This window comes from Shewanella jiangmenensis (assembly GCF_018596335.1).
GTDB lineage: Bacteria > Pseudomonadota > Gammaproteobacteria > Enterobacterales > Shewanellaceae > Shewanella > Shewanella jiangmenensis.
Genome location: NZ_JAHEPS010000003.1, coordinates 115,857 through 141,236, shown reverse-complemented (window position 1 = coordinate 141,236; position 25,380 = coordinate 115,857). Strand labels below are relative to the sequence as shown.

General features: G+C 57.2%; 7 protein-coding genes and 1 pseudogene. 5 read left to right on the top strand and 3 right to left on the bottom strand.

The features are described from left to right. Nucleotides 1-58: 58 nt before the first annotated feature. Together KJI95_RS09435 and fusA are read right to left on the bottom strand one after the other, a co-directional pair. Nucleotides 59-1,078 carry a 4'-phosphopantetheinyl transferase family protein gene (locus KJI95_RS09435; protein WP_214506944.1) on the bottom strand — a complete coding sequence of 340 codons (1,020 nt, stop codon included), beginning with the start codon at nucleotides 1,076-1,078 and terminating at the stop codon, nucleotides 59-61. Between the two features lie 374 nt (nucleotides 1,079-1,452). Beyond that, entirely contained in the window at nucleotides 1,453-3,501 is a 2,049-nt protein-coding gene (fusA, locus tag KJI95_RS09430; RefSeq protein WP_214506943.1) for an elongation factor G, read from the bottom strand. A gap of 348 nt (nucleotides 3,502-3,849) precedes the next feature. Between fusA and KJI95_RS09425 the strand changes: the two genes are divergently transcribed. The 5 genes and pseudogenes from KJI95_RS09425 to KJI95_RS09405 form a co-directional block, all read left to right on the top strand. Further along, nucleotides 3,850-4,665: a transcriptional regulator gene (locus tag KJI95_RS09425; protein WP_214506942.1), complete on the top strand. Its 816-nt coding sequence runs from the start codon at nucleotides 3,850-3,852 to the stop codon at nucleotides 4,663-4,665. After that, nucleotides 4,662-12,902: a type I polyketide synthase gene (locus tag KJI95_RS09420; RefSeq protein ID WP_214506941.1), complete on the top strand. Its 8,241-nt coding sequence runs from the start codon at nucleotides 4,662-4,664 to the stop codon at nucleotides 12,900-12,902. Before KJI95_RS09425 ends, KJI95_RS09420 begins: the two co-directional genes overlap by 4 nt. Before the next feature lie 19 nt (nucleotides 12,903-12,921). Continuing rightward, entirely contained in the window at nucleotides 12,922-14,811 is a 1,890-nt protein-coding gene (locus tag KJI95_RS09415; protein ID WP_214506940.1) for a PfaB family protein, read from the top strand. A 62-nt stretch (nucleotides 14,812-14,873) separates the two neighbouring features. Then, nucleotides 14,874-20,612 (top strand): hotdog fold thioesterase, encoded by a 5,739-nt coding sequence (locus KJI95_RS09410; RefSeq protein WP_214507226.1) that lies wholly within the window; start codon nucleotides 14,874-14,876, stop codon nucleotides 20,610-20,612. A 320-nt stretch (nucleotides 20,613-20,932) separates the two neighbouring features. Continuing rightward, nucleotides 20,933-22,315, top strand: a pseudogene (locus KJI95_RS09405) (PfaD family polyunsaturated fatty acid/polyketide biosynthesis protein); the annotation flags it as partial. Between the two features lie 376 nt (nucleotides 22,316-22,691). Here the strand turns inward: KJI95_RS09405 and KJI95_RS09400 are convergent. Continuing rightward, a complete protein-coding gene (locus KJI95_RS09400) occupies nucleotides 22,692-24,854 on the bottom strand; it encodes a hypothetical protein (RefSeq protein ID WP_214506938.1) in 2,163 nt (720 codons plus the stop codon). Between the last annotated feature and the right edge of the window lie 526 nt (nucleotides 24,855-25,380).

Sequence of the window (25,380 nt, the reverse complement as noted above, 5' to 3'; positions counted from 1 at the left end):
TTATTGAGTTGCACTGTTCAGGCTATTGTGACTAACTGCCGTATTGTAATTTGCGGCTCTAACGCGCCGCCTTCAGTAAATCAATCGCATCTTCAGCCGTGATTCGGACAATATCGGCAAGGCGAAAATCCTGAACCTTGGCGCCCTTTGGCGCGCCAGCGCCTTTAACATCATCAACTAACGCGGCGCCGGATAACCCAAGCGTCAGCGCCAGCCGATACTCAGCATCAAGGTTTATCAGCAGCGACTGCCAGTCAAATTCCGCCCACTGAGCTGCCTCTTCCCGCTTGCCAAAGAGCGACAGCTTAGCGTCGCGCCAACGCTGAACATCGTTAAGTTGCAAGTTGCCTTTCTGCGGCAGGTTGGATGGCGACGGCGCGGCATCAGCAAAGCTGAAACCAAAGCTTTTGAGCTCCTGTGCAAGTCCTCTGCCGGTCGCCTTGATAAAGGACTCTTTCAAGGCCCATAAATCGAAAAATGTCGCCCGCTGCTTATCGGCATCCTGCTCTTCAAGAAGTCGCTGCTCGGGCTCTGAAAAGTAATGCCGATAAATCGCCGCGATATCGGTTTTAGGGCGTAACCTTTCGATATCCACCCCAAAGTGCCACTTGCCAGCGGCGCTCAGCGGTTTAATGCAGGCCACCACCAACATATCGCCGCTGTGGCTGATATTGAAATCAACCTCTTTTGCGCCGGCAACATCCGGCTGCGACGCCAGCGCCGGTTTGCCATTGGGCCCAAAGGTAAACTGCAGCGCAGTGGGCGGTATGCCGGTTACACGCGACAGCACCGCGCGCACGCACAGGCGAATAAGCCGCTGGCGCTCACGCATTGCCGGCATGCTCATCCGTGCAATACGCTCACGCTCCTGCTCACTCAGCCAAGCCTCACAGGACTCCAGCAAGGCTTCAGGCACTGAGGCTTCGGGCACTGAGGCTTCGAACATTGAAGCCTGGTGCAATGAAGCTTGATGCAAAGAGGTTTCGGTCGGCGGCAGCGAAATCAGCGACAGGAAAACCTGAGGAGTGTTGGCGTCGATTAGCTCAGGGCTGTCGCCGCCTTTAGATAAAAGATTCAAATTAAGATACGCACCGCCGGATTAAGATGGCCGCTATTGTGACAAGCTTTGGCGTAATTCCCAAGTCTTGCAGCGAAGGGCGTTGTCTTAGTCAACGTCTCTGACGACCCCAAAATCGATATCAAATCAGCGAAAGCACCAAGGTAAGAGGCGCGACGTAAACCGAGCTCGCTGCCAACATCTGCGCTCACAAGCCCGCTTATCGAAACACTAATACAAGTCAGGGAAAACATGAGGTTACGCAAATAAAAAGCGGCGCCATAAACTTTATGCGCGCCGCCAAGGTTTGAAAGACAAAGGTTTAAAGGGAAACTGCTAAAGCAAACTATCGGTCGCTGTAACTCGCTACAGCGCCGGGCCAAATATCCTTAGAATCAATCATCCTTATCTTCAATCGTACGCAGCAGGCTTTGCTGCACCGCCGGTGGCACCACCTCGTAGCGGGCAAAGCTTAGGGTAAATTCCCCTTCGCCCGATGTCATGGATTTAAGCCTTGTGGCGTAGCTGTCGACAGTGGCAAGCGGCGCTTCGGCCATGACCCGTACCTTGCCATCGCGTCTGGCCTCAGTGCCGCACACCATGGCGCGGCTCGAGCTCAAGTCACCGGTAATGTCGCCAACGTTATCGGCGCTGACCACTATGTCCATGGTGACCAAAGGCTCCAGGATCACCGGGCTTGCCTGCAGGAAGGCTTCGTTGAAGGCTTTTTTACCGGCCATCACGAAAGCGATTTCTTTGGAGTCAACGCTATGGTGCTTGCCATCAAGTACAGTCACCCGCACATCCTCCACCGGATAGCCGCCAAGGCGCCCGGCTTTGAGCGCCTCACGCACGCCCTTCTCGACGGCCGGAATATACTGGGTTGGTACCGAGCCGCCTACAACCTTGGAGACAAACTCAAAACCCTTGCCCCGTGGCAGCGGCTCGACCATGAGTTCAACTTCGCCAAACTGCCCCGCGCCGCCGGACTGTTTCTTATGGCGGTAACGGGCGGTGGCGGCCTTGCACACGGTTTCACGGTAAGCCACCGCAGGCTTGCAGGTGTCCATGTCGACCTTGAACACGCTCTGGGCTTTTTCGAGGGCAATCTGCAGGTGTAAATCACCAAGGCCACTCAGCACAGTCTGGCCTTCGGCCTCATTTTGGGATACCGCCAGGCTTGGGTCTTCTGCAATCAATTTGGCGAGCACTTCGGCAATCTTTTGCTCATCACCACGGCGCTTTGGTGATACCGCGAGGCCAAAAATCGGCTGCGGCAGCTTTAGGTCCGGCAGATGGAATTCATCTTCATCGTGATTGTCGTGCAGCACAGAGCCCACTTCCAGCTCATCAATTTTGCAAAGCGCGCAGATATCGCCGGGCACGGCGGTGCCGACTTCGGTGGTTTCAGCGCCCTGCAGTTTCAGTAAATGCGCCACTTTAACCTGCTTGCGATCGGCACCGATAAAGAGCTTCATGCCGCTTTGCATACTGCCCTGATACAGACGAAACACCGCCACCCGGCCAAAGTAGGGGTCGATGCCAACGCGAAACACCTGCGCGAGCACATGATCGCCTGCTTTTTGGGTTACATCCACAGGTACGGCCTTGTCGCCAAAGCCCTTCACAAACTGCGGCGGATTGGCTTCCAGCGGACTTGGCAGCAGTTTCACCATGATTTCCAGCAAAGAGCCTATACCCACTTCCTGCTCGGCACTGGTAAAGCACACAGGCACCAGATGCCCCATTCGCAGCGCGGTTTCCAGCGGTTCATGCAGCTGCTCGGCGCTCAGCATTTCGCCCTGCTCCAGATACAGGGTCATCAGCTCTTCATCTTCTTCAAGCACGGTATCCACCAGCTCGTCGCGGGCAGAGGCGGCCGATGAAAACAGCGTCGGGCGGTTTTCTTCGCAGTGCAGATAGCAATCGACCACATCATTGCCATCGGCGGATGGCAGGTTAACCGGCAGACAGCGCGGGCCAAAGGTGGTTTGCAGCTCTTCAATGATGGCCGGCAAGCGGTCGAGGTGACCATCAATACGGTTAACACAAATACACACCACCTTGCCCTGGGCGCGGGCAGCCTCGAAGGCACGGGCGGTCACAGGTTCGATGCCGGTGGCGGCATTTACCACCAAAAGCACAGACTCCACCGCCGGCAGCGGCAACAGCGCGCGGCCAAAAAAGTCGGGCAGTCCGGGGGTATCTATCAGGTTTACGTGGTGGGCATCGACATCGAGATTTAAAAAGGAGGGTTCGAGACTGTGTTGGTGAGCTTTTTCCTGGGCAGTGAAATCGGCATGATTTGTGCCCTTATCCACCCTGCCCCTCTGACTTATCGCCCTGGCACCATACAGCAGCGCCTCCAGAAGCGAGGACTTACCCGCCCCGGTGTGCCCAAGCAGGGCAATGTTGCGGATCCTCGCGGTTTGATACTCAGCCATACAGGCCTCCTTGTGTCACATTTTATCCGGCAATAGAGCCAGTATAGACCTCGGGATCCGGCCAAAAGGTGACTGGGGTCATGTTTCATGCGGGTTTCGATGACATTGGCAAACCAGGCCTCTATCGCAATCACCAGTCCCACCTGATTGTATCTTGGCGCAAGCTCAGGTAATCTGCTCAACCATTGACTGACGCAGCCCAAGGGATGCAGTGTTGGCCGCAAGAGTTTACCAACACAATGCTCTGCCGGTTCCGCCTGTTTGTAGTCATGTAATGTCACAGCTGATGACAAGCGTACGGATTTTCCCCTCGTTAAGGATAAAAAGCAGCATGGGAAGTCAGGCCGCGTGAGCGCGGACAAAGCCAAAGGCCCCGTCGACGGAGCCCGCCATCGCAATGCCACCACCACGGTGGAGATGCGCCGTTTTATCCAGGAGTCGCCCTTGGGGGTGGCTGAGCTTGCCCGTGTGCTCAATATCACCCCGGCCACGGTCAGAAAGTGGAAAAACCGCGCCACGGTCGCCGACAGCTCCAATCTGCCCCATCACCTCAACACCACCCTGACACCGGTGCAGGAATATGTGGTGGTGGGCCTCAGGTATCAGCTCAAACTCACCCTGGATAAGTTGCTCGAAGTCACCCAGCGCCACATTAATCCCAATGTGTCGCGCTCAGGTCTCGCCCGCTGCCTCAAGCGCCACGGCGTTTCACGGCTTGGTGATATTACCCCCAACGAATCGCTGCCGGATAAACACTTTGCCAGCCTGCCGATTTGCCGAGATGCCGGCACTGAGCATTACACCTTAAACAGCCATACTCTGGCGCAAACCCTCAAACTGCCCGCAGAAGATGAACAAACCGTGGTGCAGATTGAGGCCATGCATGTGCCACTGGAGGACGAAGGCTCCTTCTCGGTGCTGATTGGCATGGCGCCAGCCCACGACTGGGTTTACGTGGACATCTACCCCGACGAGCGCGGCGATGCCGACATTGAGGCCGCCGACCGTTACATCACCCATGTGCTGCACCATGGGCCCTTCAGGCTCAGGAAAATCCTGGCCCGTAACTATCAAACCTTTCTGGCGCGCTTTCCCGATGCAAAGAGCGCCAAAAACCGTAAAAAGTCGCCGCCAAACCCGGCGCCCACAGGAGTTGCCCCATGAGCGAGTCCCAGACTCACGACGCCAAGGATCTGCGCCTTAATAAGCGTCTCAAGGACACCCCCATCGCCATCGTCGGCATGGCGAGCCTGTTTGCCAACAGCCGCTATCTGAACGAGTTCTGGGATCTGATTGTCGATAAAATCGATGCAATCACCGAGGTGCCCGCCGATCGCTGGCAGGTGGACGACTACTTCGACCGCGACAAAAAGGTCGCCGACAAGAGCTACTGCAAACGCGGCGGCTTTATCCCCGAGGTCGACTTCAACCCGATGGAGTTCGGCCTGCCGCCCAATATTCTTGAGCTCACCGACAGCGCCCAGCTCTTATCGCTTGTGGTAGCGAAAGAAGTACTGGAAGACGCCGGCATTCGTGAAGGCTCGGGCCATGACCGCGACAAAATCGGCATCACCTTAGGCATAGGCGGCGGCCAAAAAATCAGCCAGAGCCTCAATGCCCGTTTGCAATATCCTGTGCTCAAAAAGGTGTTTCGCGAGAGCGGTTTAAGCGACGATGACAGCGAAATGCTGATTAAAAAATTCCAAAGCCAGTACATTCACTGGGAAGAAAACTCCTTCCCGGGCAGCCTTGGTAACGTGATTGCCGGGCGCATTGCCAACCGCTTCGATTTGGGCGGCATGAACTGCGTGGTGGATGCAGCCTGCGCGGGCTCCCTTGCCGCGGTGCGGATGGCGCTCACCGAGCTTACCGAAGGGCGCGCCGACATGATGGTCACGGGCGGCGCCTGTACCGACAACTCCGCCTATATGTACATGAGTTTCTCCAAGACGCCTGCCTTTACCGTGGATGAGAAAATCAAGCCCTTCGATGCCGACTCCAAAGGCATGATGATTGGCGAAGGCATCGGCATGATAGCCCTTAAGCGCCTGGAAGATGCAGAGCGCGACGGCGATAAAATTTACGCCGTAATCAAAGGCGTTGGCGCCTCAAGCGACGGTAAATTCAAGAGTATTTACGCGCCGCGCCCCGAAGGTCAGGCCAAAGCGCTGCGCCGCGCCTACGATGATGCCGGTTTCCCCGCCCACACCTTAGGTTTAATGGAAGCCCACGGCACAGGCACAGCCGCAGGCGATGTGGCCGAGTTCGGCGGTCTCAATATAGTCATGTCCGAAGGCAACGACGAGCGCCAGCATATCGCCCTTGGCTCAGTAAAATCCCAGGTGGGCCACACCAAATCCACCGCAGGCACAGCCGGGCTTATCAAGGCGGCGCTGGCACTGCACCACAAGGTGCTGCCGCCCACCATCAACGTGGTTAAACCCAATCCCAAAATGGCGATAGAAGAGTCGCCCTTTTACCTCTCCACCGAGCCGCGCCCCTGGATGCCGCGCCCCGATGGCACGCCCCGCCGCGCCGCGGTGAGCTCTTTCGGCTTTGGCGGCACCAACTTCCATCTGGTGATGGAAGAATACCGCCCGGATCACGCCCGCGCGCCCTATCGCCTGCGCGCCGCCGCTGTGCCGCTGCTGTTTGCCGCCGCCACTGCAGAGGCACTGCTGGATGAACTTAAAGCGCTGCAACTCGAACTCAATCAGGGCAACGAGCGCTTTGAGTCGCTGATTGCGCCTTATCAGCTGTCAGGCGAGGCGGTAAACCCAGGCTGGCCAAGGCTTGGTTTGCTTGCCGGCAACAGTCAGGAGCTTAAAGACGCGCTGGATGATGCCATTGGCAAACTGACCAGCGGCGCTGGCAACTGGCGCAGCCTGGACATGAGCTTCAGGGCTGCAGCCATGGATGAAAAGGCCAAGGTCGCAGCGCTCTTTGCCGGACAAGGAAGCCAGTACCTCAACATGGGCGGCGAGCTTGCCATGCTCTACCCCGAGATGCGCGCCGAGTTCAGCGTAGCCGATGCGGAATTTACCCGCCGAGGCTATGCCGGTCGCCATGGTTTTGGTGAGTTATCAAGCCTGGTGTTTCCTATTCCTAAATTCGATGCTGAGGCGCGCAAAGCCGATGAAGCGGCGCTTACCAATACCCGCTTTGCCCAAAGCGCCATCGGCGCCGTGAGCCTGGGTCAGTTTGAAATATTAAAGGCCGCCGGTTTTCAGTTTGATGCGGTCGCAGGTCACAGCTTTGGCGAGCTATCGGCCCTTCGCGCCGCCGGTGTTATCGACACAGACAGCTACTACCGCCTCGCATTCGAGCGCGGCGATGCCATGGCCTCGGTGCCTGAAGGCAAAGATGCAGGCACCATGGCAGCGGTTATTCTGCCATCGCCCCAGCACAGAAATGTGCTCGATAAGCTGCTTGAAAAAGACCCGGCCGTGGTGATTGCCAACCACAACAGCTCGAGCCAGCTGGTGCTGGCCGGTCCTACCGAGGCGGTAAAGGCCGCAGTCTCAGCCCTGTCTGCTGACGGCATTCGCGCCATCGAGCTGCCGGTATCCGGCGCATTCCACACGCCGCTGGTCGGCCATGCCCACGAGCCCTTCGCGGCAGCCATCGATAAAGAGCGCTTCAGCGATGCCAGCGCGCCGCTGTACGCCAACGCCTCCGGCGACAAGCGGCCGCTGGACGGCAAAAGCCTTAAGCAAAGCCTCAAGGCGCAAATGCTGGAGCAGGTACAATTTGAGTCGCAAATCGAGAGCCTGTACCGCGACGGCGTGCGGGTGTTTGTGGAGTTTGGCCCCAAAAACACCCTTGGCCGCCTTGTCGAGGCCATCCTTGGCGAGCGCAGCAAAGGCTGCCTGATAGTGTCGCTCGATGCCCAATCAGTTGCCGGTCAGGCCGGTGGCCGCGCCGACAGTAAGCTTAAGCTCGCGGCACTGGAGCTTGCCGTGGCCGGTTTTGCCATCGGCAATCCGGACCCGTACCGCCAGGTGCTGTCGGCCAAACCCGTGGCTAAAACGGCACTCACCATCAAGCTCGGTGCCAGCAATTATTTAAGTCCGGCCACGGTCGAACGTATGGCTGCCGCTCTCAAGGACGGCAAGGTCAGCAAACAAATTGAAATCGTAGAGAAAATCGTGGAAAAAACTCAATACGTCACCCAGAGTGTTCCATCTCAGGCCGCGCCTGCTGCCAGCCAGACGACGCAGCACGCCGGCAATGCGCCGCAGCAGGCCGTCAATGCAAGCCCAAGCGCACTGGATGCCCTGTTTGCCGCCCAGCAGCAGCTGGCCTCGCTGCATCAGCAGTTTTTGGCTATTCCAGCCCAGTACAGCGAAGGGGTGCAGGCATTGATACAGCAGCAACTGGCGCTTGCTGCAGCCGGCCAGAGCGTACCCGCCGCCTCCGAGCGGGCATTGGAGCTGTTCCACCAGCATCAGGCCGAAACCCTGCGAATTCATACCGAATTTATGCGCGCTCAGGCCGCCAGCAGCGAGCAGATGCTGCGCTCACTCACAGGTCAGCCGTTCGCGTCACAGCCTGTTGCCGCAACCCAGCAAGTAGCTGCAAATGCCATGGCCGCGTCTGCTGCGCAGCCCTTGCAACCCGCAGTACAACAATCAGCAGTGCAACAAGCAGTGCAGCCAGCGCCCGTAGTGACTAAAGCCCAGGTAGCTGCAGAAGTAACAGCACCAGCCGAGGCCTCCGCGGTAACGCCAATCGCAGCTCAAGTCGCAAATCCGGCAGCCGCAGAGGTCGCAAATCCGGGAGCCACTGAAGTCGAAAGAGTCATGCTGCAGGTTGTGGCCGACAAGACCGGCTACCCCACCGAAATGCTGGACCTTTCCATGGACATGGAAGCGGACCTTGGTATCGACTCCATCAAGCGGGTGGAAATTTTAGGTACAGTACAGGACGAGCTGCCAAATCTGCCGGAGCTTGATGCCGCCGCCATGGCCGAGTGCCGCACGCTGGCGGACATCGTCAAGCTGATGAGCGCCAGCCTGCCCGCAGCCACATCGGCCGCTGTGGCCATGACCGCCGCACCGGCTGCACTTTCCGCAGTGCCTTTAACTGTGCCTGTCGCAGTGCCGGTAATCGGCGCAGCTGCAGCCCCGGCTGCTGGCGCGGATGAAGTCAAACACACCATGCTCGCCGTGGTGGCCGATAAAACCGGCTACCCCACCGAGATGCTGGACCTGTCGATGGACATGGAGGCGGACCTTGGTATCGACTCCATCAAGCGGGTAGAGATTTTAGGCACAGTGCAGGACGCCCTGCCAAATCTGCCGGAGCTGGATGCCGCCGCCATGGCCGAGTGCCGCACCCTTGCCGACATAGTCAATCTGATGAGTGCCAGCCTGCCTTTGGCTACTCAGGCCGAAGCTGCTCTGGTTAGCACAGCTCTGGTTAGCACAGCTACAGTTAACAGCGCGCCGGTCAACACAGCACAGCCTTCCGTGAGCGCTGCCGACATCACCCACACCATGCTTTCCGTGGTCGCCGATAAGACAGGCTATCCCGCTGAAATGCTGGATTTAGCGATGGACATGGAGGCGGACCTCGGTATCGACTCCATCAAGCGGGTAGAGATTTTAGGCACAGTGCAGGACGCACTGCCGAACCTGCCGGAGCTGGATGCCGCCGCCATGGCCGAGTGCCGCACCCTTGCCGACATAGTCAATTTGATGAGCGCCAGCCTCACTGCAGAAGCACCGGCAGTATCGCAGGCTCCAGTTTCCCCTCTTTCCTTAGCAGAGCAGGCGCAGGCTTCGCAGCCGACGCCTGCGGCCGACGACATTACCCGCACCATGCTTGCCGTGGTGGCCGACAAAACAGGTTATCCCACTGAAATGCTGGACCTTGCCATGGACATGGAAGCGGATTTAGGTATCGACTCTATCAAGCGGGTGGAAATTCTAGGCACAGTGCAGGACTCCCTGCCAAACCTGCCGGAGCTGGATGCCGCCGCCATGGCCGAGTGCCGCACCCTTGCCGATATCATCGCCTGCTTTGGCGGCGATTCAGCCCTGAACACGGTCGATAACCTTGCTGCAAATGCCGTTTCGGCAAATGACACTGAGGTAAATGACGTCGCTGAAGCTGCCGTTGCTGAAGTTGCTGAAGTTGCTGAAGTTGCTGTTGCAGCAGATCCCGTTACTGAAGCTCCTGTTTCAGCAGAGAACATTGAACCGGATACCGAAACTGCCGCCGAAGCCGAAACCCTGGCCGAGATTGCAGAAGAAGCTGAAACCAAGCCTGACACCAACGCTGCGCCAGTCATCGCAGAAACTGTTGAAGCTGAAACTGTTGAAGCTGAAACTCAAGCTGAAGTTGAAACTGAAACAGAAGCAAAGGAGCAAACCGCCGGATTCGACATACTCGCCGCCGAGCTTGTGGCTGCGGTCAGCGAAACCTTAAATGCGGCAGAATTGCCTAAGGCAAGCAGCGCCGCCGAATTGCCAAAGGCGACCAGCCCTGAAGAGCATAGCCCTGAGCCTACAAACAGCCCTGAGCCTGCAACAAACAGCCCTGAGCCTGAAACCGGTGCCGAGCAAGAGCGCGCCGCCAAAGCCCAGTCTGCGGCCATGCAGCCAAGCAAACCGGCTCAGGCCAGCGTAAAAGCCGCAGCCGCGCCATCGTCCCAGGCATTACCCCAGCCATCGCCCCAGGACATACTCGACACAATGCTGCTCACGGTGGCCGACAAAACCGGCTATCCGGTCGACATGCTCGACCTTGCCATGGACATGGAAGCGGATTTGGGTATCGATTCCATCAAGCGGGTGGAAATCCTCGGCACAGTGCAGGAAAACCTGCCGGGGCTTGGCGAGGTCGATGCAGCCGCACTTGCCGAATGTCGCACACTGGGCCAAATCGTTGAAACCTTTGCTCTGCCCGGCAACTTTTCCGGCCAGACAGACACGGGCAACGCCAACACGCCGGCACTCGCGCCCCACACGGGGGTCAGCCTAAAAAAGCTGCCAGCGGCAAATAGACTCGAAGCCGATTCGGCTGCCGGTCTTTTTGCCGCCGACGCCCGGGTTATTGTGCTGGATGATGGTCATAACGCAGGCATACTTGCCGGCCGCCTGGTAGCCAAAGGACTGGACGTTACTGTGGTGCGCCCCAAGGCGCTCGCCACCCAGTCGGTGCTGGATGCCAGCATAGATGCCCACACCTTAAGCGACGACAGCGATGACGCGGTAGCAAGCTTCATCACCGATATCGGCGAGGTGTCGGCCTTTATTCACCTGCAGCCGCAGGAAAACATCACCGGCGTGAAACAGGGCGCACCAACTGACCAAAACGCTTTCAGCGACAGCGCTTTTAATTTCGTGTCGCTCGCCTTCCTGTTTGCCAAGCATCTGGCCACAGGCTTTAGCGCAGGCAGCGATCAGCGCCGCGCCTTTATTACCGCCGCGCGGATGGATGGCAAACTTGGCCTGGGTAACCGCCCCTGCGAGCTTAATCAGGCGGCGCTGTTTGGGCTGACCAAAACCCTCGCCCACGAGTGGCCGGGAGCGCACTGCCGCGCCCTTGATGTGGCAACCGAGCTTGATGCAAGCGCGCTGGCCGATGCCGTGCTGGACGCCCTCTATGGCATAGACACTGAGCTTGAGTGGGGTGTCAGCGCCGATGGCCGCTTTGGCGCAATTGCGAGCGAACTGACTGGAAATTCTGCAAAAATCAGTCTTTCCAGTGCAGATAAAATACTGGTGACCGGAGGTGCAAAAGGGGTCACCCTCGACTGCGCCCTCGCCCTTGCCAAAGAAACCGGCGCCCACTTTATTCTGGCGGGCCGCAGTAAGCCCATCAGCGCCGAAGACTTCCCAGACTGGGCGCTTGGCCTTAAAGCCAGTGAACTGAAGCAGGCCGCGATTCAGGAGCTGCTCGCCAGCGGCAAGCGGCCGCTGCCCAAAGAAGTCGAAGCCCTGATAGCGCCGCTTATCAGCGCCCTTGATATTCAAAGCGCCATCAACCGCTTTGAGGCCGTCGGCGCCAGTGCCGAATATCTGCCGCTCGATGTGGCAAACAGCGACTCGGTAGCACGCGCACTCGCCCCAATTCAAGCCATCGCGCCTATCACAGGGCTTATCCATGGCGCCGGGGTGCTGGCCGATAAACTCATTCAGGACAAGAACCTGGATGAACTTGGCCGGGTGTTCGGCACCAAGGTTGGCGGTCTTAAGGCGCTGCTGGAAACACTTCCCAACCTGGAACTGCTGGCACTCTTCTCCTCTGCCGCCGGCTTTTATGGCAACAAGGGCCAGAGTGACTACGCCATGGCCAACGAAGTGCTGAACAAGGCCGCCCATCAGTTTGGCCAGAATGGCATGCGCCGCGTGGTGGCGTTTGACTGGGGGCCGTGGGATGGCGGCATGGTCAACGAGAGCCTGAAAAAGATGTTCCTCGAGCGCGGCGTGTATGTGATCCCACGGGATCTTGGCGCCAACCTCTTTGCCGAGGCCGTGCTGCGCCGCGACGCCTGCCAGATATTGGTCGGCTCCAGCATGCAGGGTGCAGGCGAGCAGCAGGGATTAACTGCAAAAAAGCCTGACGGGCACGTCAGTATCGGCTGCAGCTTGCAGCGCCATGCCATGGATATCCTTAAGGATCACCGGCTTGGCGGCAACAGCGTGCTGCCCACTGTCTGTGCCCTGGACTGGATAACCAGCGCCGCCGCCAACTGCTTCCCACTGGGCGGCGCGAGCTGGCAGGTACAGGATTACCGGCTGCTTAAAGGCGTGGTGTTCGATACCGACAGCAAGGCGCTGCTGCTGACCTTAAGTCAGGCAGACACAGGGCTGATTGCCAAAATCGAATGCGACGGTCGCCCGCAGTATGAGGCAAGCCTGGTTGCCAGCGCTGAATGCGAACTGCCGACACACGACAGCCCGGCCATCAACCCTGAGCCTGTCGCAAGCGGCAGCGCGCTTTATCTTGATGGCAGCCTGTTCCACGGACCGTCACTGCAGGTGCTTGGCGATGTGAGCGCCTTTGATGATTCAGGCCTGTGCCTTAGCTATGCCCTTAGCAGCAGCGCAGGCAGCGACGCCAACTTTGCCAAACTGGCGCAGCAGGATGCGCTGCTGCAATCGCTGCTGGTATGGGCGCGGCTTAAGTACGATGCCGCCAGTCTGCCGGCAAGCCTTGGCACCCTTACCCAGATCCGCGAGCTCGCAAATGGCGAAACTGGCCATATCCGCCTATGGGTAAAAAGCCATACCAGCCGCCAGCTCACTGCCGATGTGGCGCTGTACGATGCCCAAGGCCAGCTTGCCAGCGCCATGGAAAACGTACGGGTGACCATCAGCAAAGCGCTGGATAAAGCCTTTTTGAGTGAACATAAACAGCATGATGCGCCTCTGGCCCCCGCCAAAGGCTGACACAGGGATGAAGACTGACATGAGCACCAAGCCACGCCAACCCCAGACGCCAGCGCCGCTGCGTCTGGCGCTTTGCCGCACCAGCGCTGCGTTCAGCCGCACAGCGTGCTTAAGTGATGCACAAATGGCCAACGCGGATTGGCCGGCGCTGCTTGCCCAAGCGAGCCAAGGGCCGCTGCGCCTTGGTGCCAAAGGCGAGTGGTTACTGCTGCCGGCGCTCGATGCGGCCAAGGCTCATCTTCATCCGCTGGCGCTGCTGCAAGGTTATGCCCGCGGCGCCAATGCCATCCACGAGGCGCTTATTCAGGCGGGTCGCTCACCTGCCGATGCAGAAATCCTGTTTGAACGCCCCGGCATCGACACAGTGATTGAGCACGCCGAAAAGCTCGCCGGCCGCACCCATCCTGTGTATGGCGGCTATTGGAGCCATCCACGTTATCAGGCGCGGGTGCTGGCGCTGGTCGGTGCCGGCGATGGAGGCGAAAACCAGACGCTGGTATTAACTCAGGGCTCGGCGCGCATTGGCGCCGCGCTCAATGGCGGCGCCCTGCCCTGGCTGCTGCCGCTGGCATTGCCGGGCGGTGACTGGTCGGCGGTGCAGCGACGTCTGACTCAAATTCAGGCCGAACTTAACGCGATAAAATCCGATGAGGCCCTTGCTGCGCTGGTGCAGCAGGCCTTTGATGACATGACGCCGGGCTGCCGCGCCATTGTGCTGATTGGCGCCGATGCCAAATCACTGGTGGCCGAGGCGGCAAGCCTCTCCTGGCGCCTCGCCGAAAGCCTGAGGGACGATATCGAACTCTCAACGCCGGCGGGCAGCGTGTTTTCACCAAGCCCCTCGGGGCCTGCCGGTCTTGCCTTTGTGTATCCCGGCGTCGGTACCGCCAGCAGCGAAATGCTGGCGGATATGCATCTTTATTTCCCGGCGCAGTTCGATGCCCTCGACCAGGACTGTCGCCAGCATGGCCTTAGCGGCCTTGATGGCGTGCTGCTGCCACGGGAGCTTGGTGATGACCCGCGCCTTGCCGAGCTTGCTGTTGCCGGCGTTGGCGCCAGTGTGCTGATGACCCGCATCCTTGAAGGTGAGCTTGGCATCAAGCCTGCGCTCTGCCTCGGTTACTCCATGGGCGAAGCGGCCATGATAGCGGCCCGGGGCCTGTGGCAAGACCCGTTCGCCATGGTGGGTGACACCCTTAAAAGTGAGCTCTTTGCCGACGGCATATCCGGCAAGCTTGAAGCGGTGCGTGCCCACTGGCAACTTGGCCGCAGCAGCGAGCTTAACTGGAAGAGTCTGGTGCTGCGCCTTAACGCAAGTGAGATCCGAGCGCACTTAAGCGCCTTCCCCAAGGTGGCGATTGCCATCTCCCAGGGGCCAAGCACTGTGCTGTCCGGCAGCGACACCGAGCTTAAGCGTCTAGTTAAAGAACTGGGCAAACGTGGGCTTGATACCAAGCTTGTCACCGCCATGCACACACCGGCGGCGCAAAGCATGCAGGGCGCGCTGGCTCAGTTTTACCAAAGGCCGATGTCAGCGCCCTTACCCAAAGACTTACCCCAGCTGCTGAGCGCCGGCGCCGAGCGCCTCACGCCCGACTCAGATGCCATCGCCAATGCCATCGCCGCCACCTTTGCCAATGAGCTTAAATTTGATGAGCTTATCGTGCGCGCCTACAAGGCCGGTGGCCGCATTTTTGCCGAAGTGGGTGCAGGCCGTGAGGCAAGCTGCATAGTGCAGGCCATAGGTGATGATAAGCTGATGCGCCTCACCGCCCAGCCATCCGACGGCCAGCAGGGCAAGGCACTGCAAAAGCTGCTTGCCCGCCTGATAGCCCACAGTATTCCGATGAATTTATCGCGCCTGCGCCCAGCCGCTGCAGCGCGCCCCGCCCAAGAGACAACGCCTTGAGCCACAAAACAAAAAATAAAACTAAGCAAGCAAATGCCGCCCGCCCCATCGCAGTCGTGGCCATGGCTGGCCGCTTCCCGGGCGCTGACGATATCAACGCCTTCTGGGAGCTGATAACCGCAGGCCGCGATGCCCACACAAGCCTGACAGATGCCAAACTGGGCGCGCCTGTGGCTGCATACCTTGGCGAGCAAGGTCAGAGCGATCGCTTTTACTGCGACAAGGGCGGCTATGTGGATAATTTCCGCTTCAGCCCTGAGGGTTTTGCCAGACCCGCCGATGAAATGGCCACACTTGCCAAAACCCTCGATGAGCATCAGCTGTGGGCGCTCGATGTGGCCAAGCAGGTGAGCCTTGGCGTCAAGCTCGACTCGAGCCGCACCGGGGTTATCATGGGCACGTTGTCGTTCCCGACCAAAGCCTCCAACCGCGCCATGATCCCGCTCTATCATCAGCAAGTGGAGCAGGCGCTCAAACAGCGGTTGCCGGGCTTTCCCGCGCTGCAGCCCTTTGATGCAGAAAGCATGGGCGGAGCAGCCCCCTGGCAGCAGGAAACCGCCGCCGATGCCTCGGCGGTGATAGCCAAAAGCCTGGGTCTCAAAGGGCCGCAGTTAAGCCTCGATGCCGCCTGCGCAAGTTCGGTGTATGCCATTAAGCTTGCCTGCGATTATCTTGCCACCGGCAAGGCCGACCTGATGCTGGCAGGTGCCGTGAGCGGCGCCGATCCCTTCTTTATCAGCATGGGTTTTTCGATTTTCCACGCCTTCCCTGAAGCCGGGTTTTCCGCGCCGCTGGATAAAAACACCGGCGGCCTGTTTGCCGGTGAAGGCGCAGGCATGCTGGCATTAAAGCGCCTCGAGGATGCTATTGCCGATGGAGATACCATCCACGGCATCATTCGCGGCGTCGGGCTTTCCAACGACGGTCGCGGCCAGTTTGTGTTAAGCCCGGCCAGCAAAGGCCAGGTCAAGGCCTTCGAGCGCGCCTATGACGACAGCGGCATCAGCCCCGCCGCAGTGGAGGTTGTCGAGTGCCACGCCACCGGCACGCCACTTGGCGATAAAGTCGAGCTGAGCTCCCTCGAGCAGTTTTTCGAAAAGCACCTTGATGGCAGTGCTGCCCCCAAGATTGGCTCGGTAAAGTCCAACCTGACCCATCTTCTGACCGCCGCAGGCATGCCCGGCATCATCAAGCTGATGCTGGCGATGAAGCACAGGCTGCTGCCGCCAAGCGTGCGGCTGCAAAGCCCGATTTCATCCCCCAAGGGCCTCTTTGGCGCGGCGAAAATCCCGACTGAATGCATAAGCTGGCCACATAAGTCCGGTAACAGCGCGCCGCTGGCCGGTCTGTCCGTATTCGGCTTCGGTGGCTGTAACGCCCATTTGGTGCTGGAGTCCCCCGAGGCATTGACCGAGGCTGACGCTGCACACATCGCCGCATCGTCCACAATCAGCGCCCCGCAAGCATTTGAGATCTCTGGCATTGGCGCCCACTTTGGCAAAGCTGACAGCCTCGAGGCGATTAACAGCCTGATTACTGAAGATAAAACTGCGCTTATTCCGCTGCCCGCCTCCCCCGGCAAGAGCCGCTGGAAAGGGCTTGAATCGTTGGTTGCTGATGGCAGCAATGCGCCAGACGGCGGTTATATCGACAGTTTTGCGCTCGATTTTCTGCGCTTTAAGCTGCCGCCCCACCCGGGCGACAGGCTGGTTGCCCAGCAGCTGTTGCTGATGAAAGTGGCCGACGAGGCGATTCGCGATGCCAAACTCGCCCCCGGCAGCAAGGTAGCCGTGTTGGTCGCGATGGAAACCGAGCTTGAGCTGCACAGGTTCCGTGGCCGGGTAAATCTGCACAGCCAGATTGCCCAGAGCCTTAAGGCGGCGGGTATCGCACTGTCGGATGATGAATACAATGCGCTTGAAAAGCTCGCCATGGATGCTGTGTTGCCGGCGGCGAGCCTTAATCAGTACACCAGTTACATCGGCAACATCATGGCGTCGCGCATCGCGAGCCTGTGGGATTTCAGTGGCCCTGCCTTTACCATTTCGGCGGGCGAGCTGTCGGTGGCCCGCGCCATTGACGTGGCGCAAAACCTCTTCAGTTTCCCTGGTGCAAACGACGACAGGCTCGATGCGGTGGTGATAGCGGCCGTCGACCTGTCCGGCTCAGCCGAAAAAGTGCTGCATCATCAGGCCGCCCTCAAGGCCATGGGGCTTGCCCCGGGTGAAGGCGCAGGGGCTCTGGTGCTTAGAGCCAGCACCGATGCATCACCGGGCACATCTGCGCCAAGTTACGCAACTCTTGGTGCCCCGGAATTTGTATCGGCTGATGCGCTTGACCACAGCGGTTTGATTGAACACAGCGCTCTTATTGGAAACAGCACCCTGGTTGAACACAGCCCGAGCGTGCGGGGCGGCTATCCGCTCAAAGCCCCGAGCGCCAGTGCGCGCTTCGGTCACAGCTTTGCCGCCGCCGGTATGGCAAGCCTTATTCATGGCCTGCTGAACCTGCATAAAGGTAAACAGGGCAGCGCCAGGGTACTTCAGGATGGTGAGCGCCACAGCGCCCTCCTTAGCCTCAGCCAAACTCAGCCACAGCGTGAGCTGCTGCAAGGCCGTATCGATTCAGGCGCTAGCTCAGCCTCAGGAGCAGTGGGCACCGGCAAGGCACTTATTCAACAAATCAGCCTTGGCGGCACCACTATCGCCCACCATATCCTGAGCGCCGAGCTGGCGTTTGAAGATAAGATACGTGCCAAGCTTGCCCATGCCATGCAAACGCAGGTTGAGGGACAGTCACGGGTGAGCAAAAGCATCCCGAAACAAACCCAGCCAGACACACACAACAAAACGACCTTAGCAGCAGAGGATAAGTCGCCCTCCATGGCAAGTAGCTCTGAACATTCGCCCCAGACGCACAATCAATCCGATCAGGAAAAGCTCACACAGAATCAGTTCGCTCAAGGGCTGCTTGCTCAAAATCATCTGGCGGCCCTTGAGGCCCATCAGGCATTTTTGAAAAGCCGCGAGGCAGGGCTTAAGCTTGCCCGCGCCCTGATGGCGGGCAGCTCTAGTGAGATAAGCAGGGGTGAGATAAGCACGGGTGAGATAAGCAATGCCGCCATCGCCGCGGCAGTGAGCGAGAATAAGCCGCTGCAACTCACTTTGCCGAAGGTGGAAATCAGTCTGCCCGAGGTGGAAGTGAGCCAGCCCAGGGCCCAGCTGGCAACACCAGCCGCAGTTGAACAAACGCCGCTTAGCCAGGCGGAAAAAGACTGCATTTGGGATTATGCCGATTTGGTTGAGTACGCCGAGGGCGATATCGCCCCGGTGTTTGGCCCGGATTACGCCATTATCGACAGCTACAAGCGCCGGGTGCGGCTGCCCACCACCGACTATCTGCTGGTGTCGCGGGTAACCAAACTCAACGCCAAACTGGGCGAATATAAGCCAAGCACCATGACCACCGAATACGATATTCCGGTGGACGCCCCCTATCTGGTAGACGGCCAGATACCCTGGGCGGTGGCGGTGGAGTCGGGTCAGTGCGACTTGATGCTGATCTCCTTCCTTGGCATCGACCTTGAAAACAAGGGCGAGCGGGTCTATCGCCTGCTGGACTGCACCCTTACCTTCCTTGGCGACCTGCCCCGTGGCGGCGATACCCTAAGGTACGATATCTCCATCAACAACTACGCCCGCAACGGCGACACTCTGCTGTTTTTCTTCTCCTACGAGTGCTTCGTGGGCGACAGGCTTATCCTCAAGATGGACGGTGGCTGCGCCGGCTTCTTTACCGATGCCGAGCTTGCCGACGGCAAAGGGGTTATCCGCACCGAGGATGAAATCAAACAGCGCAGTGCCGCCATGGCCAATCCGCGTAGCTTCACGCCGCTGATTGCCTGCGATAAAACCCAGTTTGGTTACGATAAGGTCTCGCGCCTGCTTGCCGCCGATGTGGCGGGCTGCTTCGGTCCAAGCCACGATTTGGGCTTCCATCAGCCATCCATCTGTTTTGCTTCTGAAAAGTTTTTGATGATTGAAGAAGTGAGCAAGGTGGATGTCAGCGGCGGCGCCTGGGGCCTTGGGCTTATCGAAGGCCATAAGCAGCTTGAGCCGGATCACTGGTATTTCCCCTGTCACTTCAAAGACGATCAGGTGATGGCAGGCTCGCTGATGGCCGAAGGCTGTGGTCAGCTGCTGCAGTTTTACATGCTGCACCTGGGGCTGCACAAACTCACCAAAAACGGCCGCTTCCAGCCATTAAAGGATGCGCCGCAGAAGGTGCGTTGCCGTGGTCAGGTGCTGCCTCAATCGAACCGCCTAAGCTACCGCATGGAAGTCACCGACATCGGCCTTACCCCCTCCCCCTGGGCCAAGGCCAATATCGAAATCATCCTCGACGGAAAAGTGGTGGTGGACTTCCAGAACCTTGGCGTGATGCTCAAGGAAGACGACGACTGCACTCGCTACGCTTCAGAAACCGAAATTGCGGCCAACGTAAATAAAGCGCTGCTCGAAGGCCGTCAGGCATCCATCCATGCGCCGCTGATGACCCACGAGCCCGACCTGAGCGCCACGCCCATCAAAGGCGTGGTACCGGTGAAGCATATCGAAGCGCCGCTGACGACAGACAATTCAGCAAAATCGGCAAATCGCACCCCGGATTCTGTGCCCTTTACCCCCTGGCACCTGTTCGAGTTTGCCACCGGCAATATCGAAAACTGCTTCGGGCCCGAGTTCGCCGTGTACCGCGGCCTTATTCCGCCGCGCACCCCCTGCGGCGATTTGCAGCTCACCACCCGGGTGGTGGAGGTTAACGGCAAGCGCGGCGACTTCAAGGCACCGGCATCCTGCCTCGGCGAGTACGAAGTGCCGCCCAAGGCCTGGTATTTTGCCGAAAACAGCCATCCGGCGCGCATGCCCTACTCCATTTTGATGGAAATCGCCCTGCAGCCAAACGGCTTTATCTCGGGCTATATGGGCACCACGTTGGGCTTCCCGGGGCTTGAACTGTTTTTCCGCAATCTCGACGGCGAAGGCACGCTCATTAAAGACATCGACCTTCGCGGCAAGACCATCAGCAACGACTCGCGCCTCCTAAGCACAGTCATGTCAGGCACCAATATCATCCAGACCTTCAGCTTTGCGCTGGCGGCAGACGGTGAGCCCTTCTATGAGGGTAAGGCGGTGTTTGGTTACTTCAAGGCAGAGGCGCTTACCCACCAGTTGGGGCTGGACAACGGCAAAATCACCACGCCCTGGATTGAGGCGCAAAAGCAGAGCCCCGACATCAGCTATAAGCTTCGCGATGACAGCTGCGCCCTGTATCAGGCCGCCCCCGGCAAGCCCCATCTGCGCCTGCCAGGCGGCCGCCTGAACTTTGTCGACAAGGTGGATATCGTCCGCAGTGGCGGCAAGGCGGGCCTTGGCTATGTGTACGGCGAGCGCACCATTGACCCAAGCGACTGGTTCTTCCGCTTCCACTTCCATCAGGATCCGGTGATGCCGGGCTCTTTGGGGGTCGAGGCCATTATCGAGCTGCTGTCCAGCTTCGCGCTGGATGCGGGTCTTGGAAATGAATTCCAAAACCCACGCTTTAATCACTGCCTAAGCCGTGTGAAGTGGAAGTACCGTGGCCAAATCAGCCCGCTAAACAGGCAGATGTCGCTGGAGCTGCACATCACCTCCATCGAAAGGGAAGCAGGCCGCGTCACCCTCAAGGCCGACGCCTGGCTTGCCAAAGATGGCCTGCGCATTTACGAAATCAGCTCCCTGGCGCTTGCCATTGAAGAAGCCTGAGCGGCGATGAATACGCCAGCTAAACCGCAAATTTACAAGAATAAACACGGCGCTACGGCGCCTAAAAGAGAGTACAGATGAGCACAGCTTTCAAGTGGCCCTGGGCCATAGACCCGGCCCTCAGCGTGAGCAGCGATGCAGACATCAAGGCGGCGCTGCTTGCGCTGGATAAGCCTGTGTACATGGCTCGGCTGCCGGGCAGCGAGCTTGGCGTCAGCCACGCGGCAGTTGAGCTTAGCGTAAGCGACAAGAAGCGCGAGCCAGCAAAAACAGGCTCGGCTCAGGTCTCCGCCTTTGCCGCCCCCTTTGCCGCCACCGAGCTTGGCAGTGAGGATTTTCGCCGCTGCCACGGGGTAAAATACGCCTACTACGCCGGCGCCATGGCCAATGGCATCGCCTCCGAAGAGCTGGTAATAGCGCTCGGTAAAGCAGGCATTCTCTGCTCCTTTGGCGCCGCGGGTCTGGTGCCCGCGCGGGTTGAAGCCGCAATCAAGCGCATTCAGGCCGAGCTGCCAAAGGGCCCCTACGCCTTTAACCTCATCCACAGCCCCAGTGAACCTGCGCTTGAGCAAGGCGCGGTGGAGCTTTATTTAAAGCACGGCGTACACACGGTAGAAGCCTCGGCCTTTTTGGCGCTAACCCCGCACATAGTCCGTTACCGCGCCGCAGGCTTAAGCCGCGATAGAGATGGCAATATCGTCATTAAAAACAAGGTTATCGCCAAAATCAGCCGCACCGAGGTCGCGAGCCACTTTATGAAGAGTGCGCCGAAAAAGATGCTCGATGCCCTGGTCGCCGATGGCCATATCAGCAGTGAACAGGCCGAGCTTGCCCTGCTGGTGCCCATGGCCGATGACATCACCGCCGAAGCCGACTCAGGCGGTCACACCGACAACCGCCCACTGGTCACTTTGTTGCCGACTATTCTGGCGCTCAGAGACGAGCTGCAAGCCCAGCACGCCTTTGCCACCCCCATTCGCGTGGGTGCAGGCGGCGGCATAGGCACCCCGGATGCGGCGCTCGCCGCCTTCAACATGGGCGCGGATTTTATCGTGACCGGCTCCATCAATCAGGCCTGTATCGAGGCCGGTGCCAGCGAGCATACCCGCAAACTGCTGGCCACCACCGAGATGGCGGACGTGACCATGGCACCCGCCGCCGACATGTTCGAGATGGGCGTTAAGCTGCAGGTAGTAAAACGTGGCACCCTGTTCCCGATGCGCGCCAACAAGCTGTACGAGCTTTACAGCCGCTACGACAGCATCGAAGCCATTCCGGCCGATGAGCGCGCCAAGCTTGAAGCCCAGGTATTTCGCGCCAGTCTCGATGACATTTGGCAAGGCACGGTGGCGCATTTTATGGCCCGCGATCCCAGTCAAATTCAGCGCGCCGAGGGTAACCCCAAGCGTAAGATGGCACTGATTTTCCGCTGGTATCTGGGGCTCTCCAGCCGCTGGTCGAATACCGGCGAAACTGGCCGCGAGATGGATTATCAAATCTGGGCCGGGCCAGCCTTGGGGGCCTTTAACGGCTGGTCGAAGGGGACGTATCTTGATGATTACCGCGAACGCCGCGCAGTGGATTTGGCACTGCATTTGCTCAGCGGGGCAGCGTATTTACATCGGGTGAATGCTTTGAAGGCTCAAGGGGTTGTGTTGCCTGCTTCGGTGGCACGGTATCGGCCGTTAGAACGGTTGGCTTAGTGCGTAAGCCAGACGCTTTTGCAAAGGATGTCGCTTTGCAAGCGACTTAAAGTCGTGGGTCTCCGACCCACACCCGGGGAAAGGGGGCAGTATCGACTTGCCCCCTTGTCCAATCCCCCAGCGACCCCAAACGAAGCGGAAAGCCCCTTCGGGTTTATGCTGAAAATTGGCTAACGCGCCAGACGCTCATCCCTGATTCGACTGGCGCTGCTTCGGCATCCATGCCTCGCTAGGCCATTTTCAGCAACACCCTTGGCCGCTTCGATGGGAAATGGTGTATCCCTCAGCAAAAGTGTTATAGCTGTCCCCGCTCTTCTTAACGCCAAATGGGACAGGTACAACTTGGAGTGAGCACTGCTCCTCATAACTCTGAGGTTTATAACAAGTTTTTCAATCCTGAGTATAAGCGATACAAGCTGTGAGCTGACATATCGAGAATTGGCTCATACATAAACGAATTCAAATGAATGTTCTCAGGTGTCATGAGGTTTACCTGATCCAACAAAGCAATGATTTCGCATTCCCCCGGATAGAGATTGACGTATTTGTCGAATAAAACTCGTGTTTGGTTAGATCTGATGCTTGCGACAAACTCTGGTTCAGCAATTTTATTAATCATAAAATCCTCAGCACTGAGTCTAATCGCCATTGCTAAAATTACCTTACTCTCAAGATCTGGTGATTCTTGTGGCGCTGCTGTAAGCACATCACTCGCCTCAATAATTTTGTTAAAAACCAAGTCTGTTCCACCAGGGAGTTCAAGTGTTGCTTTATCAGTGAAGATTTCTCTGTACATCGCCTGAATGTCACTGATCTTAATATCTTTAGTATCAGCTTTTAGATGAAGTAGTGATGTCAGAGTACCAAAGTGCTCTTCATAACCACAGTACTCTGCGAGGTTTCGGGCAAAAGGGATACTAGCTAATAGATAATGAGGATTTGTTCCCAAGTCCTGTTTCCAAGCATTAAACACATCATTTTGGTATTTTTCTGGATTTAGTGAGATCTCAGTTGATGACTTAGTAGCCATATGACGATTACTGCGTTGCACTCCTAATCTACTGCTTACAATACGATGAAAATCAAAATTATGAGTTAGCATCAGCAGATAAAAATGGCTAACTTTTGCAATATCACGCAGATATTCAACGATTGCATACTTATTCTTGTAATCAAATGAGTCAGCGATATCATCAATCACTATCAGGATTGGCTTAGCACTTTGACGTCGAGCTTCAATTTCGAATAGTACGTTAAGGATGTATAGAGCTCGTTTTTCACCTTGGCTTAACGCTTCGAGTAAGCTTGATTGTCCAACAATCTCGGACTCACCACGTCCATCGTCAAACTCAAACTTAATAGTAGGTGCGGCATCATTGAGAATAACCTCAACTTGGTTGTCTACACTTAGCTTAAATGGGACGTTAAAGCGCTTATTGAAGGTGTCTACAACTGTTTCCCAGATAGTTTGTTCTTCTTTTGCCTCTTCAACAATTCTAGATACCAGTTCTTGATTAGATTGATAGGTCCCAACAAGATCCACCCAAGCTGTTTGTGCGGACTGGAGATAGCCCAACAACACTTTCTGCTTAAACTGGTTTACGTCGGAATATTCCAACAAGATGTGCTGATTATCTGTTATGAAGTCGCGGAAGGTTTGTGTCTCTTTATTTTTAAGTTGGCTATCTACACGACTAAACTTTTCTTTTAATTCAGGATTTTCAAGAATTTTCTCCTGCTCTGCCTGAAGTAGTTCATTCAGCTCTTTCTTGGAAGAAATTTCTTGTTTAGTACCATTAATTGATATGTTCACACTATGCGAAGCACTGAAAAAGCCATTTTCTGTCAGACTCTTAGATACATTATCAGCTTTTTGATGGTTGAAGCTTTTTGATAATACTGTCGAACTTTCGATCAGTCTGTCGTAAGTACTTACGTATTCGGCAAGATCTTGTCCAAAGTCTGCAGATGTGACGAGCTGAATGACCTTAGGGTTGAATAGTAAATCAAACTTGATTTGACCATAGTGCGTAAAATCTGGGTGTTCTTCACCGGCAAGCTCAACCAAAAGTGGTAGCAACTCACTCAGCGGTCTAGAAAAAACTTCACTTAGTAACTCTTTAGCGTCTCGCTTTCCAGATGCGCTAGCTACTGCAGTAAGCAAAGTCTTTCGCTTACCATCGACCTCTTTAAGGGCTGTTTCATATTGTTGCTTCAATTCTTCATTGACCAGCAATGTTGATACTTGCTGAGAGCTATAGCTTTCATTGTATGAATCGATCACCAGCACCTGTTCAGCTGAAATATCCACGCCATCGATCTTTATATCTCTAGTCGTCGTTCTGCTTGGAAAGATGAGATCACTTGTCGGCTTGCCAGCTTCTACATCTTTAAATGTTTTTGCTAATGAAGTTTTCAGTGTTCCATTTGGAGCATAAAGCGAGTTAACTCCATCATTTTTTGCTGTTTTGCTAAAGTTCAGCTCTTTCGACAATTGATTAATGCCGTAGCAGTTTGCCAAATCCAGTTGTACTTTCATGCATTCCCCTCAAGTCACAGGCTTTTACCGCCCTCTTACTGTTCATTTCTCACCACCCCACGAAATTAGTAAGGTATTGAAAACAAGAGAGTCAGATCAGTCAAACCTCACTCACCAATAAACTCCCATGCCTAAGGTTGCACCATTCCCCTTCGAAGCCGCTTTGGGTGTTGGGCTGAGTGAAACGGGCGAGCCGAGGCATGGATGCCGAGGCAGCGACCGCTGAGCTGGGAGCGAATCGGTCGCGGTGGCCGTTTTCAGCCCATAAGCCCAAAGTGCCCGGCTTCGTGGGGGCGGCGCGGGCCTGCTTTCTAAATGTGTAAGAGGGGAGTCGCTGTAGATCCCCTTCCCCCGGGTGTGGGTTGGCGAGTGTCGCGCAGCGACTGGCTAACGAGCGAGAGCCATGGATGGCGAACTGGCCGTTTTGCATGGAAGCATTTGACCCACGACTTCCCGTCGCTTGTAAAACGACAAACCAAACAATCAGCAAAAAGCCCGAAGCGGCAGCTTCAATAAGTCCAATGTC

Coding starts and splice junctions, on each gene's coding strand:
- fusA (WP_214506943.1), bottom strand. CDS start 3,501: ATGGCTGAGTATCAAACCGCGAGGATCCGCAACATTGCCCTGCTTGGG.
- KJI95_RS09420 (WP_214506941.1), top strand. CDS start 4,662: ATGAGCGAGTCCCAGACTCACGACGCCAAGGATCTGCGCCTTAATAAG.
- KJI95_RS09415 (WP_214506940.1), top strand. CDS start 12,922: ATGAGCACCAAGCCACGCCAACCCCAGACGCCAGCGCCGCTGCGTCTG.
- KJI95_RS09410 (WP_214507226.1), top strand. CDS start 14,874: ATGGCTGGCCGCTTCCCGGGCGCTGACGATATCAACGCCTTCTGGGAG.
- KJI95_RS09400 (WP_214506938.1), bottom strand. CDS start 24,854: ATGAAAGTACAACTGGATTTGGCAAACTGCTACGGCATTAATCAATTG.